The following is a 13,010-nucleotide window of genomic DNA, read 5'->3' as shown; positions in this document are numbered from 1 at the left end:
CGGCGGGCGAGAGGCTAGCGAAGCTGTGCTTCGGCCAGGGTCCGGACCCGCGGTATGCGTCCGGTGTCCCAGTGGGTGATGCCCCATTCCAGCACTTCGCGCGGACTGTGCCCGGCCAGTTCGGCTGGGGGCTCCTGGCCAAGGGCGCGCAGGGCTCGAGTCAGCAGCGGTCCGGCGCTGTCGGCCGGTAATGGCGGCGAGCGGTAGGACTTGCCCAGCTTGTGGCCGTCCGGCTGGATGATCAGCGGCACATGCAGATAGCGTGGCTGGCTGAACCCCAGCAATTCCTGCAGATAGAGCTGGCGCGGTGTGGAATCCAGCAGGTCGGCGCCACGGACGATGTCGGTCACGCCCTGCCAGGCATCGTCCAGCACCACGGCCAGTTGATAGGCATACAGGCCGTCACGACGGCGGATGACGAAGTCGCCCACTTCCCGCCCCAGGTGCTGGCGGTATTCGCCCTGGACGCGGTCGATGAAGTGGTATTCCAGCTCCGGCACGCGGATGCGGATGGCGGCGTCGTGCTGCGGGTGCCCGGCATTGCGGCAGAACCCCGGATAGACCCCCTGATGCCCTTCCAGTCGCTTGCGCGAGCAGGTGCAGGCGTAGGCCAGCCCCATCTCGAAGAGACGTTCGATCACCTCGGCGTAGGCCTCGTGACGATCGCTCTGGCGGACCATTTCGCCGTCCCATTCGAAGCCGTAGTTCTCCAGGGTATGGAGGATCGCTGCCTGGGCGCCTTCGACTTCCCGTGGCGGGTCGAGGTCTTCCATGCGCAGCAGCCAGCGGCCGCCCTGTGCGCGGGCGTCGAGGTAGGAGGCGAGGGCGGCGACCAGCGAGCCGAAATGCAGATAGCCGCTGGGCGTGGGGGCGAAACGCCCGATATAGGCAGGGGACGTCATTGGAGCAAGGCCCTGTAAAGCGACGGGGCGCCGTTGGCGCCCCGTTTCGGCATCAGGAGCCGAGCTGCTTTTCCTTGATCTCCGCCAGGGTCTTGCAGTCGATGCAGAGGGTGGCGGTGGGGCGGGCTTCAAGACGGCGGATGCCGATCTCTACACCGCAGGAGTCGCACCAGCCGTAATCGTTGTCTTCGATCAGCTGGAGGGTTTCGTCGATCTTCTTGATCAGCTTGCGCTCACGGTCGCGGGCACGCAGTTCCAGGCTGAATTCTTCTTCCTGGCTGGCGCGGTCGGCCGGATCGGGGAAGTTGGCCGCTTCGTCCTGCATGTGGTGCACGGTACGGTCCACCTCTTCCATCAACTCCTGCTTCCATTTGTTGAGGATGTCGGTGAAGTGAGCGCGCATGCGGTCGCTCATGTACTCCTCGCCCTTGGTCTCTTGGTAGGGCACGAAGCCACGAATCAACTGGCTGTTCTGTTGTTTTGCATTGGTGGGCATGGATGGCCGCCTCTCACTTTCTCTAATCCATTGCGCAGGATTATGGTCCATCGCCGGTCATACCGGCCCTGCGGCTGCAAGCGGGCGAACTTACCAGATCAAATCCGGGTACGCTACTCCCCGCGTCGCACATGCTGCAGCGTCCAGGGACCATTGGTTAGAATCCTCTCTTTGCCTTAATAAAGGAAGGCCAATGGCTCAGTCTTACAGTGCGCGAAGCCGCGCCATCGAACCCTTCCACGTCATGGCCCTGCTGGCCAGGGCCAATGAACTCCAGGCGGCGGGTCATGATGTGATCCACCTGGAGATCGGTGAGCCGGACTTCACCACCGCCGCGCCTATCGTCCAGGCCGGCCAGGCAGCCCTGTCCGCCGGGCATACCCGCTACACCGCCGCGCGCGGCCTGCCGCAGTTGCGCGAAGCCATCGCCGGCTTCTACGCATCACGCTATCGGTTGAACATAGACCCGGATCGCATTCTCATCACCCCCGGCGGTTCCGGCGCCCTGCTGCTGGCCAGCAGCCTGCTGGTGGACCCGGGCAGGCACTGGCTGTTGGCCGACCCCGGCTATCCCTGCAATCGCCACTTCCTGCGTCTGGTGGAAGGCGCCGCACAGTTGGTGCCGGTCGGCCCCGAAACCCGCTACCAGCTGACCCCGCAACTGGTCGAGCGGTACTGGGATGCCGATAGCGTGGGGGCGCTGGTCGCCTCGCCGGCCAACCCGACCGGCACCGTGCTGCACGCCGACGAGCTCGCGGCCCTGTCGCAGTCCCTCAAGGCACGCGGCGGTCATCTGGTGGTGGACGAGATCTACCACGGTCTGACTTACGGAATGGACGCCAGCAGCGTGCTGGAGGTGGATGACGAAGCCTTCGTGCTGAACAGTTTTTCCAAGTATTTCGGCATGACCGGCTGGCGCCTGGGCTGGCTGGTGGCGCCGGCCGATGCAGTGCCCGAACTGGAGAAACTGGCGCAGAACCTCTATATCAGTGCGCCCTCGATGGCCCAGCACGCGGCCTTGGCCTGCTTCCAGCCGCAGACCCTGGAAATCCTGGAAGAACGCCGTGAACAGTTCGCCCGTCGCCGCGACTACCTGCTGCCGGCCTTGCGTGAGCTGGGCTTCCGTATCGCGGTCGAACCGGAGGGGGCCTTCTATCTCTACGCGGACATTTCGGCTTTTGGTGGTGATGCCTACGCGTTCTGCCGCCACTTCATCGAAACCGAGCACCTGGCCTTCACGCCGGGCCTGGATTTCGGCCGCCACCAGGCGGGCCACCACGTGCGCTTTGCCTACACCCAGGACCTGCCGCGCCTGGAAGAGGCGGTGCAGCGCCTGGCCCGTGGCCTGAAAACCTGGGCGAACCGATGAGGTTCTCCCCGGCCCTGGAGGAGGGCAGGCTGCTCAAGCGCTACAAGCGCTTCCTCGCGGATATCGAGACGGTCTCGGGGGAGTTGCTGACCATCCACTGCCCCAATACCGGGTCGATGCTGAACTGCATGAGCGAGGGTTGTCGGGTCTGGTTCAGTCGCTCCAATGACCCCAAGCGCAAGCTACCGGGTACCTGGGAAATCGCCGAGACGCCCCAGGGCCGGCTGGCCTGCGTCAATACGGCGCGGGCCAACGCCCTGGTGGAGGAAGCGCTGCGGGAGGGCGTGATCGCCGAACTGGCGGGCTTCGACAATCTGAAGCGCGAAGTGGCCTACGGACTGGAAAACAGCCGCGCCGACTTTCGCTTGGATTTCGCCGGTGGTCCGGCCTTCGTCGAGGTGAAGAGCGTGACCCTGGGCTTCGACGGCACACAGGTTGCCGCCTTCCCGGACGCCGTGACCCAGCGCGGCAGCAAGCATCTGCGGGAGCTGGCCTCGCTGGCCCGTGACGGCGTGCGGGCCGTGCAGCTCTATTGCGTGAATCTTACGGGTATCGACGCCGTACGTCCGGCCGAGGAAATCGACCCGGCCTACGCGGCTGCACTGCGTGAGGCGGTCGCCGCTGGCGTGGAAGTGCTGGCCTATGGCGTGGAGCTGACACCGGAATACGTGCAGGTCAGCCGCCGCCTCGATGTGAGGCTCTGAGTCTCAGGCTTCGCCGAGGAGCCAGATGCCTTCGGCGTCCTCGCGGCAGTCCAGTGGCTGCAGGACATCGCCGACACAGGGGCCGGTCACGCATTCACCCGATTCGATCAGGAACAGTGCGCCGTGGGTGGCGCACTGGATCAGGCTGCCGCTGTGGTCGAGGAACTGGTCCGGTAGCCACTCCAGCGGAACGCCGCGGTGCGGGCAGCGGTTCTCATAGGCATGGACCCGCCCATGCCGACGCACCAGCAGCAGTTTCAGCTCATCAACGACGAAGCCCCGGCTCTGGCCTTCGGCCAGTTCATCGGGGCGGCAAAGCAGGATCATCGGCATCTCCACGACAGGCGCGCATTATCGCGCGCCGCCGTAGATTGCCCAAGGGGCACGTCCCTGTGCTGAAAGTTGAAAGGCGTCAGATCTCCCAGACCAGGTTGACCGAGGCATTGCGGCCCGGCTGGGTGTAGCGGCCCAGGCTGCGGCTGCTGGCGTCCAGGCCCTGGACGTCGCCCCACTGCCAGTACTTCTTGTCGGTCAGGTTGAACAGGCCGGCGTTTACCGAGAGCGCTTCAGTGACCTGCCACCAGGTGTTCAGGTCGAGGGTGCCGTAACCCGGCGTGGCGAACTGCTCAGTGATGCGCAGGCTGGCGTTGTTCGACTGGTCGATGCGGTCCTTGGCCTTGACCAGGGTCCAGGCCAGTTCGCCGCCGAACTTGCCGGAGGGTTCCGCGTAGCCGAGGCCGATCACCGCCTTGAGCGGATCGATGCTGTTGATCGATGCCCCGGTTTCCTCGTTTTTGCCACGGGCATAGGCGATCGTGCCGAGCAGGCGGGTGCCGGTCGGCAGGCCGAAGCTGTCGAGGAAGAGTTCGCCTCGCGCCTCGGCGCCGCGGATGGTCACCTTGTTCAGGTTCTGCGACTGGAAGGTGAGCAGGTTGCCGCCGGTCGGATCGGCGACGGTCACCTGCTCGATGAAGTCTTCATAGCGGTTGTAGAACAGCGCCACGCCGAAGCTGCCGGTGTCGTATTTGCCGCGCAGGCCGATTTCGTAGCTGTCGCTGGTTTCCGGCTTCAGGCGGGTGTTGGAGATGTTCTGATAGCCCATGCCGGCATTGACGAACTCACCGAAGATATCCACCGGCTGTGGCGCCTTGAAACCGGCGGCGTACTGGCCGTAGAGGCTGTGGGCGTCGTCCAGGCGATAGGTGATGCCGAGCTTCGGCGACAGATGGTGATCGCTGAAATTAGACGGGTTGCGGTCCACCGGGTTGCTGTTCAGGTATTCCGGCGTCACGTCGGGCCTGAGTTCGTAGTGGTCGTAGCGCAAGCCGGGCAGTAGGGTCCAGCGGCCGAACTCGATGCTGTCCTGGGCGAACAGGGCGTACTCGTGGGTGACCGGATCGGGGAAGTCGCTCAGCGGGAAGGTTTCCGCGCCGAATGCCGGCGGCAGGGGTTGCCCGGTGCTGACGCGAATCTCGTTGCCCTTGCGCAGGTCGCTGCTCTCCAGGCGCTTGAGGTCGACGCCGTAAATCAGGTGGTGCCGGGTATCGCCCAGGGCGAAGTGCTTGTCCAGCTGGCTATTGAACGACCAGAGCTTCTCTTCGTAGACCGAGTCGCGGGTGCGCAGGCGCTCGAAGGCCGAGGCCGGCGGCACCGGGTTGCGGTTGAAGGCCATCCAGCTGTAGCGGTTCTGATCGGTCTGCTGGCGAATCTGGCTGTTCTGGTGGTTGAGCTGCCATTTCAGCTGATCGGCAAAGGCCGTGTTCAATTCCAGCTGGTGCTCCAGGCTGATGCGTTCGCGATCGGTGCTGTCCCTGGCGTTGCTGGCGGCGATCAGGGCATTGCTGAACATGCCGCCGCCAAGGGAAGTGGAGTTCAGGTTGGAGGCTTCGCTCAGCACGCGGGTATCGACGTCGTCCTGGAAGCGCTCGTAGGTCAGTTGCAGGCGGTCGTTGCCGGCGTAGTTCCAGCCGAGCTTGGCCAGCAGGTTGTCGGTGGTGAAGTCTTGCGGGTTGGCTTCCTCGCGGGCATTGCCCAGGCCGCCACGGCCGCCGAAGGTTTCAGTTTCGTCGCCGCTGCGGCGGCCGAGGTGGAGCACGCCGTCCAGCGAGCCCTGGCGGGCGGCGAAGGTCGCGCTGCGCAGCCAGCTGTTGTCGGCACTGCTGTAGCCGGTCTTGAGGCGGGCGTAGGCGTCGTCATCTTCATCCAGGTAGTCGGCGGCATCCTTGGTCAGGAAGCTCACCGCGCCACCGATGGCGTCGCTGCCGTACAGCGAGGAAGCCGGGCCGCGGATGATTTCCACCTGTTTGACGATGTCCGGGTCGATGTAATTGCGCTGGGCGTTGAGGAACGGGCCGAAGTTGAAGGCGTCCGGAACGGACACACCGTCCACCTGGGTCAGTACCCGGTTGCCACCGATGCCACGGATGGTGAAGCCGGAGAGGCCGAAGCGGCTGCCGGTGCCGCTCACCGAGACGCCCGGCTCATAGCGCACCAGGTCGCGGATGTTGTTCACGTTCTTCTGATCGATATCGCGCTCGGTCTGCGCGGTCACCGTGTTCGGCACCTCGTCGAGGCGCTGCTCGCTGCGGGTGGCGGTCACCGTCATGGTGTCGAACTGGGTTGCCGTCCTTTCGGCGGCCAGTGCGAGGGAAGGGCAGAGCAACAGCAGGGCAAGCCCGGATCGACGGGCAAAGGGCGGACGCAGCGCCATGGAGAGTCTCCCGGTAACAAGGGCGTACCAGCAGCCGACATGGTGTCGCCGGAGACTTTCCGGCTTCCTGGCATCCGTTTCCAGCGATATGTCCGCTTTTTCCGGGGCCTTTTTCGTCAGGTCGTGCTGGTGATCGCAGGTTGATATCGGCGCAAGACCATAATGACGTTGACAGTCAAATGCAAATGATAATCAAATGAATTGTCTTTATCTATTGATCCAGTCTCGATGCCGCGCTTGCTGCCCTGCTTCGCTCTTGCCCTGTCCCTGCACCTCGCTGCAGGTTGGCTGTTGCATGGCCTCAGAGAAGCGCCGGGTGTGGCCGTGGGGGCTCCCGAGGCGATGCTGATCCAACTGGTGAGCCCGGAATCGGCGCCCGCCCCGCTGGCGGCGGCGAAACCTGTGGCGCGCGCGTTGCCTATCGCCAGACCGGTGCAACCGGTGAAGGCGCCACGCCCCGAGTCCAGGCCTGCTGTGGCGGGCAAACCGAAGGCCGTGCCTGTCCGTCCCGTGGCCAAGGCAGCGCCCGTCGAGCCCGGCACCAGCGAATCAGCAGGTGCGTTGCCAGCGGTCGCCGCCGACGCAGTCCCCAACCAGCGCGAATCTCCGGCGTTCGCCAGTACGCCGGCGAGCAGGGCGGTGGACATGGAAGTCTTCAGTCGTGAGCCCGAATTCCTCACGCCGCCAAAACCTCCCCTCTATCCGGCCCAGGCGCGCCGTCGCAACCAGCAGGGCCTCGTCCTGGTGGAGGTGCGGCTGGATGCCGATGGCCAACTGCGAGAGCTGAGGCTGCTTCGTTCCTCTGGCGTGGAAAGCCTCGATAGATCGGCCATGGATGCGGTCGCCAACTGGCGCTTCCGCCCGGAAACCCGCAACGGCCTGCCTGTGCCTAGCCGCGTGCACATCCCCATTGAGTTCGCCCTTTCGGCGAGTCGCTGAATCACAAGGAGCTTCAGATGAGCCTGCAATCTTCGACCCCCAGCCCGGTTTCACCGCTCTACCAGGCCTGGCAGGCCTTGCTTTCCGAGCAGCCGCGCCTGCGCGCGCGGGATGCCGCCCAGCGCCTGTCCGTCAGTGAAGCCGAGCTGACCGCCAGCCGCCTGGGTGTTGATACCGTGCGCCTGCGTCCGGACTGGGCCAGCCTGCTGCCTGCTCTGGGCGAACTGGGTTACATCATGGCGCTGACCCGCAACGAACATTGCGTGCACGAGCGCAAGGGCTATTACCGGGAGGTTTCCGTGGCCGCCAACGGCCAGATGGGCCTGGTGGTGTCCGCCGATATTGACCTGCGCCTGTTCATGGGCGGCTGGGCCAGCGTATTCGCCGTGGCCGAGGAAACCCCGCGCGGTATCCAGCGCAGCATCCAGATCTTCGACCAGCAGGGCATGGCGGTGCACAAGGTGTTCCTGACCGAAGACAGCGAGCTCAGTGCCTGGGACCCCCTGGTGGAGCGCTTCCGTACCGTGGAGCAGAGCGACGAACTCGATCTGCGGCCGCAGCCGGAACCCGTCCAGGCTCGGCCCGATGCGGAAATCAATGTCGATTCCCTGCGTCAGGGCTGGGCAACGCTGAAGGACACCCACCACTTCTTCGCCCTGTTGAAGAGGCACGGTGCCGAGCGCATCCAGGCGCTGCGCCTGGCCGGCAGCCAGTGGGCCGAGAAGCTGGATACCGCCGAGCTGCCACGCCTGATGGAAAAGGCCGGCGCGCACGAGGTGCCGATCATGGTGTTCGTTGGCAACCGTCATTGCATCCAGATCCACAGCGGTACCGTCAGCAACCCGAAGTGGCTGGACACCTGGTTCAACGTGCTGGACCCGGAGTTCAACCTGCACCTGCAAACCGCCGGTGTGACCGAGCTGTGGCGCGTTCGCAAGCCCAGCACCGATGGCGTGATCACCAGCTTGGAAGCCTTCGATGCGCAGGGTCAGCTCGTCGTGCAATTGTTCGGCGCCCGCAAGCCCGGTATTCCTGAGCGCGAAGACTGGCGGGCCCTTGCGGAAAGTGCGCCGGCGCTCTGAGCTCGAGCTGTCAAGGGACCATTCACGTCCCTATCCAGGCCAGCGCCCTATTAGCACAGGGTGCTGGCTTTTCCCGCATTCAGCGATGGAGTTGTTTTCGATGCATTCAGTGATCAGGCTGGCCAGCCTCTGTGTCGGCATTCTGTTCTTCCACCAGGCGGCTATGGCGCAAGAGCTGCCCCAGCGCTGGGTCAGCGCCGGCGGTTCGGTCAGTGAGTGGGTGGTCGCCCTGGGCGGACAGGACAAGCTGGTGGGCGTGGATACCACCAGCCAGCACCCCGAATCATTGAAGGCCCTGCCCAGCATCGGCTATCAGCGGCAGCTGGCGGCGGAAGGCATTCTCTCGCTGCGTCCGGACATCCTGGTCGGGACCGAGGAAATTGGGCCGCCGTCGGTGCTGGCGCAGATCGGAGCGGCCGGGGTGCGGATCGAGCGCCTGTCTTCCGCCCCTGACCTGCCCACCCTGGAAAAGAACCTCAAGCTGATCGGCACCTTGCTCGGTGCCGAGGCGCGTGCCGACCAGGCCTTCGCCGACTATGGGCAGCGCTTGGAGCGCCAGGCCGAGTGGGTGGCGAAGGTGCAGCAGGCGCTGAAGACTCCCAGGGTGCTGTTCCTGCTCGGCCACTCCGGCAGCAGTCCGCTGGCGGCTGGCAAGGACACGGCCGCTGCCTGGCTGATCGAGCGTGCCGGCGGGCATAACCTGACCGATCACCAGGGTTACAAGGCTATTTCCAATGAAGCGCTGGCGGCGCTCGACCCCGATGTGGTGGTCATTGCCGATCGCCGATTGGAGGGTGATGCCGCGCGTGAGGCGCTGCTCAGGCAGAACCCGGCCCTGGCTGTTACTCGTGCCGCCCGCGAGGAGCGATTGATCAGCCTGGACCCGACCCTGCTGGTGGGCGGGCTGGGGCCGCGTGTGCCTGATGGCATGGCCGAGCTGTCCGCCAGCCTCTATCCTTCGGCACCGGCCCTGATAGAGAAAGCCCTGAGCCAGCCATGACCGCTTCCCTTCATTCGCGCCCATTGTTCGTCTTCCTGGGTGTCCTTCTACTACTTGCGCTTTGGCTGTCCCTGGCGCTGGGGCCGGTGAGCCTGCCGCTGGGCGAGACCCTGCGCGCAGCGATGCGACTGGCAGGTCTGCCGTTTTCCGGGGAGGGACTGGAACAGGCCGAGCTGATCCTCGGGCAGATCCGCCTGCCGCGCACCTTGCTCGGGCTGGCGGTGGGAGCGGTGTTGGCGCTGTCCGGCGTCGCCATGCAGGGCCTGTTCCGCAACCCCCTGGCCGACCCGGGCCTGGTGGGAGTGTCCAGCGGCGCAGCCCTGGGCGGTGCCGCGGCCATCGTCGGTGGAGCCGCACTGGGCGGGCTACCGGATGCGTTCGCGCCCTACCTGTTGTCCGTCTGCGCCTTCGCCGGCGGCTTGGGGGTGACCTTGCTGGTCTATCGTCTCGGCCGTCGCGACGGCCAGACCAGCGTGGCCACCATGCTGCTTGCCGGTATTGCCCTGACTGCGCTGGCCGGCGCGGTGATTGGCCTGTTCACCTACCTTGCCGACGACGCCACCCTGCGCAGCCTGACCTTCTGGAACATGGGCAGCCTCAATGGCGCGAGCTATTCGCGGCTCTGGCCGCTCCTGATCGTCACGCTGTTCGTGTTCTTCTGGTTGCCGCGTCGCGCCAGGGCGCTGAATGCCTTGCTGCTGGGCGAATCCGAAGCCCGTCACCTGGGCTTTGATGTGGAGCGTCTGAAGCGCGAACTGGTGTTCTGCACGGCGCTCGGCGTGGGCGCGGCGGTGGCGGCGGCCGGGTTGATCGGTTTCATCGGCCTGGTGGTACCGCACCTGGTTCGTCTGGTCGCCGGGCCGGATCACCGGGTCCTGCTGCCGGCGTCGGCCCTGGCCGGAGCCAGCCTGATGCTGTTGGCGGATCTGGCGGCGCGCCTGGTGCTGGCGCCCGCCGAGCTGCCCATCGGTATCGTCACCGCGCTGATCGGTGCGCCGTTCTTCCTTTATCTGCTGGTGCGAGGTCGCCCCTGATGCTGCGCGCGGAACGACTGGACGTGCTGCGGGGCGGCAAGCGGGTACTCGCGGGCGTCGACCTGGAGCTGCAGCCCGGAGAAGTGCTGGGTGTGCTCGGACCCAATGGCGCCGGCAAGAGCACGCTGCTCGGTGCCCTTTGCGGCGAGGTGGCGGCGGCGGCCGGGCAGGTCAGCCTGGATAGACGGGCGCTGGCCGACTGGAGCGGTCCGCAGCGCGCGCGGCGCATGGCGGTACTGCCGCAAGGCTCCACGCTGAACTTCGCGTTCCGCGTCGAAGAGGTCGTGGCCATGGGGCGTCTGCCTCACGATACCGGCCGGGAGCGGGACGCCGAGGTGGTCGCCGAGGCCCTTCAGGCGGCGGATGCCAGTCACCTGACGGGCCGCAGCTACCTGGCGCTCTCCGGTGGCGAGCGCCAGCGGGTGCACCTGGCACGGGTGCTGGCGCAGCTCTGGCCGGGCGACGCCGGGCAGATACTGCTGCTGGACGAGCCCACCTCGGCGCTCGATCCATTGCACCAGCACACCACCCTGCAAGCCGTGCGTGCTTTCGCCGATCGCGGCGTGGCGGTGCTGGTGATCCTCCATGACCTGAACCTGGCGGCGCGTTATTGCGACCGCTTGCTGTTGCTCGCCGATGGCCGGCCACATCTGTTGGGGGCGCCGGAGCAGGTGCTCCAGGCTGAACCGCTCAAGGACGTTTTCGGCCTGGAGGTGCTGGTGCAGCGCCACCCGGAGCGGGGACATCCCCTGATCGTCGCTCGCTGAATAGAACAAGGAACCTTCATGCGCGTTTTCCTGCTTTTCATCTGCGGCTTGCTGGCCGCTTGTCAGAGCCTACCGCCGCTACCTGCCTGGCAGAGCCCCGAAGGCCGCGATAGCGCGGATCTGGGCGTGATCCGTGACCTGCGCAGCGGTGAACGACTGACGCCGGAACAACTGGTCGACCGGCTCGCCGTCCAGCCGCGGGTGCTGGTCGGCGAGCAGCACGACAATCCGGATCACCATGCCTTGCAGCTGTGGTTGCTGCAGGCGCTGGAGTCCCGTCGTGACCAGGGCAGCCTGTTGCTGGAAATGCTCGATCCCGAGCAACAGGCCGGGGTGGATACCGTGCACCAGGCACCGCTGCTGGCTGACCTGCCACAGGCGCTGGCCTGGCAGAAGAGCTGGGATTGGGACCTGTACGGCCCGATCGTCCGTCATGCGCTGCTGCAGCCGTACCCAATGCTGGCTGCCAACCTCGACCGCAGCGAGATCAAGCGCATCTACCAGGAGCGTCCGCAGTTGCAGGGCAAGCGCTCCACCGCCGATGCGGTACGCGAACCGTTGCTGGAGCAGATTCGCGAGTCCCACTGCGGCATGCTGCCGGACTCCCAGATGCCGGCGATGCTGGCGGTGCAGCAGCAGCGTGATCGGCGCATGGCCGAGCGGCTGCTGGCGGCTCCCGCCCCGGCCATGCTGTTCGCCGGGGCCTTCCATGTGCGTCGCGACCTGGGCGTGCCCCTGCATCTGGCGGACCTGGGCCAGCCTGATGGCAGCGCAGTGCTGATCCTGTCAGAGGTGGGCAAGCCGGTGGCGCGGGGCATGGCCGACTTCGTCTGGTACACCGCGGCGCTTCCGCCCATCGATCACTGCGCCGACATGCTCAAGCAGATGGCGCCGTCGCGTTGAGGTGCTGGAGGAGAAATCGCGGGCAAAAAAAGACCCGGCATTTTGCCGGGTCGAAAACCGTGATTAGCCTGATGAGGAGATAACCTGAAGAGTCCGACTGCTTGGTCTCCCAGCTTACCGACTGATCTCGCGACCAGTTGCGTTAATAATAACAATTATCATTTGCGAGTCAAGCGCCGATTCGGAGATTTTCTCCTCCTGTAACTCGATACCCTGAAAGCAGAAACCCCGGCCTGGCGCCGGGGTTTCGTTTATCAGGTCAGGTATTGGGGTCAGGCCCGCTCGGGCGACAGGCGCAGCTGGGTGACTTCCTTGTTCAACAGGTCGATGCGGCGCGCCATGCTCTCGATGAGACTGTGGGCGATGCGCGGGTTGCTCTGCATCAGGCTGAGGAACTGCTCCTTGGGGATCACCATCACAGTGCAGGCCTCGCTGGCAATCACCGTGGCGCTGCGTCGCTCACGGGTGAACACCGCCATGGCACCGAAGATCTCGTCCTTCTGCACGTCGCCGACCTTCTGACCATCGACGTACGCCTCGGCGTGGCCTTCGATGATGATGAACACGTGGTTGGCTTCGTCGCCCTGGTGAATCAGCTCTTCGCCAGCGGAGAAGTGCTGGAAACCGGTAGAGGGGCGAACGTCAGGCTGTTTCAGTCGGGCCACGGCGTCCGACAGCAGGGCGGTTTGGCCCACCAGGTACTGGATGAACAGCTCCTGGCGTTTCTCGTGGCTGTAGATGTGCTTGAACACTTCAGTGCGGCTGAACGGCAGCAGGCTGATGGGTTCGTCGCTGCTATAGCGGCAGGTGGGCAGGTCGATGCCCTGGCGCAGCCCCATCAAGTCGCCTTCCTGCAGATAGAAAAGGGGACGTTCATCGACGATCGCGTGGATCAGGCCATTCTCGATCAGGAACAACTGGTTGCCCGGCAGCTTCGGTGCCAGGTCTTCGACCTGCTCCAGTCGCAGCGCGGGGCCGCTCGGTTCCAGCCCTTCGAGCAACTGCCCGGGGATGCTTTGCAGTCTGTTGATCAGCTGGTCGGCGTAGGCCGGTTGCTCCCCGAGTAGGTACATGGCAGAAATTCCTTGAACTGACTGGAATGGC

At 65.3% G+C, this 13,010-nt stretch carries 13 protein-coding genes; 8 read left to right on the top strand and 5 right to left on the bottom strand.

The features are described 5' to 3' along the window. Window positions 1-14: 14 nt before the first annotated feature. Both gluQRS and dksA read right to left on the bottom strand, forming a co-directional pair. On the bottom strand, window positions 15-902 hold the full coding sequence (gene gluQRS / locus ACFW0B_RS19180) for a tRNA glutamyl-Q(34) synthetase GluQRS (protein WP_449150585.1): 888 nt from the start codon (window positions 900-902) through the stop codon (window positions 15-17). A gap of 52 nt (window positions 903-954) precedes the next feature. Continuing rightward, entirely contained in the window at window positions 955-1,398 is a 444-nt protein-coding gene (dksA, locus tag ACFW0B_RS19175; RefSeq protein WP_449150584.1) for an RNA polymerase-binding protein DksA, read from the bottom strand. A 193-nt stretch (window positions 1,399-1,591) separates the two neighbouring features. Here dksA and ACFW0B_RS19170 point away from each other — a divergent pair, with 193 nt between their 5' ends. Both ACFW0B_RS19170 and sfsA read left to right on the top strand, forming a co-directional pair. Beyond that, window positions 1,592-2,767, top strand: coding sequence for a pyridoxal phosphate-dependent aminotransferase (locus ACFW0B_RS19170; RefSeq protein WP_449150583.1), 1,176 nt, complete (start codon window positions 1,592-1,594; stop codon window positions 2,765-2,767). Further along, complete coding sequence (gene sfsA / locus ACFW0B_RS19165) at window positions 2,764-3,471, top strand: DNA/RNA nuclease SfsA (RefSeq protein ID WP_449150582.1); 708 nt, start codon at window positions 2,764-2,766, stop codon at window positions 3,469-3,471. The genes ACFW0B_RS19170 and sfsA overlap by 4 nt, the downstream gene beginning before the upstream one ends. A 3-nt stretch (window positions 3,472-3,474) precedes the next feature. Here sfsA and ACFW0B_RS19160 read toward each other — a convergent pair whose 3' ends face one another. Together ACFW0B_RS19160 and ACFW0B_RS19155 are read right to left on the bottom strand one after the other, a co-directional pair. Further along, a complete protein-coding gene (locus ACFW0B_RS19160) occupies window positions 3,475-3,798 on the bottom strand; it encodes a Rieske (2Fe-2S) protein (RefSeq protein ID WP_449150581.1) in 324 nt (107 codons plus the stop codon). Between the two features lie 85 nt (window positions 3,799-3,883). Then, the gene (locus ACFW0B_RS19155; RefSeq protein ID WP_449150580.1) at window positions 3,884-6,181 is read right to left on the bottom strand and encodes a TonB-dependent hemoglobin/transferrin/lactoferrin family receptor; all 2,298 of its coding nucleotides are present in this window, start codon (window positions 6,179-6,181) and stop codon (window positions 3,884-3,886) included. Between the two features lie 228 nt (window positions 6,182-6,409). On the opposite strand from ACFW0B_RS19155, the gene ACFW0B_RS19150 reads away from it, so the two are divergent. The 6 genes from ACFW0B_RS19150 (at window position 6,410) to ACFW0B_RS19125 (ending at window position 11,906) form a co-directional block, all read left to right on the top strand. After that, window positions 6,410-7,120, top strand: coding sequence for an energy transducer TonB (locus ACFW0B_RS19150; protein ID WP_449150579.1), 711 nt, complete (start codon window positions 6,410-6,412; stop codon window positions 7,118-7,120). A 17-nt stretch (window positions 7,121-7,137) separates the two neighbouring features. Further along, the gene (locus ACFW0B_RS19145; protein WP_449150578.1) at window positions 7,138-8,202 is read left to right on the top strand and encodes a hemin-degrading factor; all 1,065 of its coding nucleotides are present in this window, start codon (window positions 7,138-7,140) and stop codon (window positions 8,200-8,202) included. Between the two features lie 100 nt (window positions 8,203-8,302). Further along, a complete protein-coding gene (locus tag ACFW0B_RS19140) occupies window positions 8,303-9,202 on the top strand; it encodes a heme/hemin ABC transporter substrate-binding protein (protein WP_449150577.1) in 900 nt (299 codons plus the stop codon). After that, a complete protein-coding gene (locus tag ACFW0B_RS19135) occupies window positions 9,199-10,236 on the top strand; it encodes a FecCD family ABC transporter permease (protein ID WP_449150576.1) in 1,038 nt (345 codons plus the stop codon). Before ACFW0B_RS19140 ends, ACFW0B_RS19135 begins: the two co-directional genes overlap by 4 nt. Further along, window positions 10,236-11,003, top strand: a complete 768-nt coding sequence (locus ACFW0B_RS19130; RefSeq protein WP_449150575.1) for a heme ABC transporter ATP-binding protein — start codon at window positions 10,236-10,238, stop codon at window positions 11,001-11,003. Before ACFW0B_RS19135 ends, ACFW0B_RS19130 begins: the two co-directional genes overlap by 1 nt. Before the next feature lie 18 nt (window positions 11,004-11,021). Beyond that, entirely contained in the window at window positions 11,022-11,906 is an 885-nt protein-coding gene (locus ACFW0B_RS19125) for a ChaN family lipoprotein (RefSeq protein WP_449150574.1), read from the top strand. A 272-nt stretch (window positions 11,907-12,178) separates the two neighbouring features. Here the strand turns inward: ACFW0B_RS19125 and ACFW0B_RS19120 are convergent, their stop codons facing one another. Further along, window positions 12,179-12,979: a cyclic nucleotide-binding domain-containing protein gene (locus ACFW0B_RS19120; protein ID WP_449150573.1), complete on the bottom strand. Its 801-nt coding sequence runs from the start codon at window positions 12,977-12,979 to the stop codon at window positions 12,179-12,181. Window positions 12,980-13,010: the final 31 nt, after the last annotated feature.

The sequence above is a fragment of the Metapseudomonas phytobenefica genome (genome assembly GCF_043392685.1).
Taxonomy (GTDB): domain Bacteria; phylum Pseudomonadota; class Gammaproteobacteria; order Pseudomonadales; family Pseudomonadaceae; genus Metapseudomonas.
This window is presented reverse-complemented; position numbering and strand designations above follow the sequence as displayed.

Excerpts from the sequence above, each read along its gene's own strand:
- gluQRS (WP_449150585.1), bottom strand. The coding sequence starts at position 902 with ATGACGTCCCCTGCCTATATCGGGCGTTTCGCCCCCACGCCCAGCGGC.
- dksA (WP_449150584.1), bottom strand. The coding sequence starts at position 1,398 with ATGCCCACCAATGCAAAACAACAGAACAGCCAGTTGATTCGTGGCTTC.
- ACFW0B_RS19170 (WP_449150583.1), top strand. The coding sequence starts at position 1,592 with ATGGCTCAGTCTTACAGTGCGCGAAGCCGCGCCATCGAACCCTTCCAC.
- sfsA (WP_449150582.1), top strand. The coding sequence starts at position 2,764 with ATGAGGTTCTCCCCGGCCCTGGAGGAGGGCAGGCTGCTCAAGCGCTAC.
- ACFW0B_RS19160 (WP_449150581.1), bottom strand. The coding sequence starts at position 3,798 with ATGATCCTGCTTTGCCGCCCCGATGAACTGGCCGAAGGCCAGAGCCGG.
- ACFW0B_RS19155 (WP_449150580.1), bottom strand. The coding sequence starts at position 6,181 with ATGGCGCTGCGTCCGCCCTTTGCCCGTCGATCCGGGCTTGCCCTGCTG.
- ACFW0B_RS19150 (WP_449150579.1), top strand. The coding sequence starts at position 6,410 with ATGCCGCGCTTGCTGCCCTGCTTCGCTCTTGCCCTGTCCCTGCACCTC.
- ACFW0B_RS19145 (WP_449150578.1), top strand. The coding sequence starts at position 7,138 with ATGAGCCTGCAATCTTCGACCCCCAGCCCGGTTTCACCGCTCTACCAG.
- ACFW0B_RS19140 (WP_449150577.1), top strand. The coding sequence starts at position 8,303 with ATGCATTCAGTGATCAGGCTGGCCAGCCTCTGTGTCGGCATTCTGTTC.
- ACFW0B_RS19135 (WP_449150576.1), top strand. The coding sequence starts at position 9,199 with ATGACCGCTTCCCTTCATTCGCGCCCATTGTTCGTCTTCCTGGGTGTC.
- ACFW0B_RS19130 (WP_449150575.1), top strand. The coding sequence starts at position 10,236 with ATGCTGCGCGCGGAACGACTGGACGTGCTGCGGGGCGGCAAGCGGGTA.
- ACFW0B_RS19125 (WP_449150574.1), top strand. The coding sequence starts at position 11,022 with ATGCGCGTTTTCCTGCTTTTCATCTGCGGCTTGCTGGCCGCTTGTCAG.
- ACFW0B_RS19120 (WP_449150573.1), bottom strand. The coding sequence starts at position 12,979 with ATGTACCTACTCGGGGAGCAACCGGCCTACGCCGACCAGCTGATCAAC.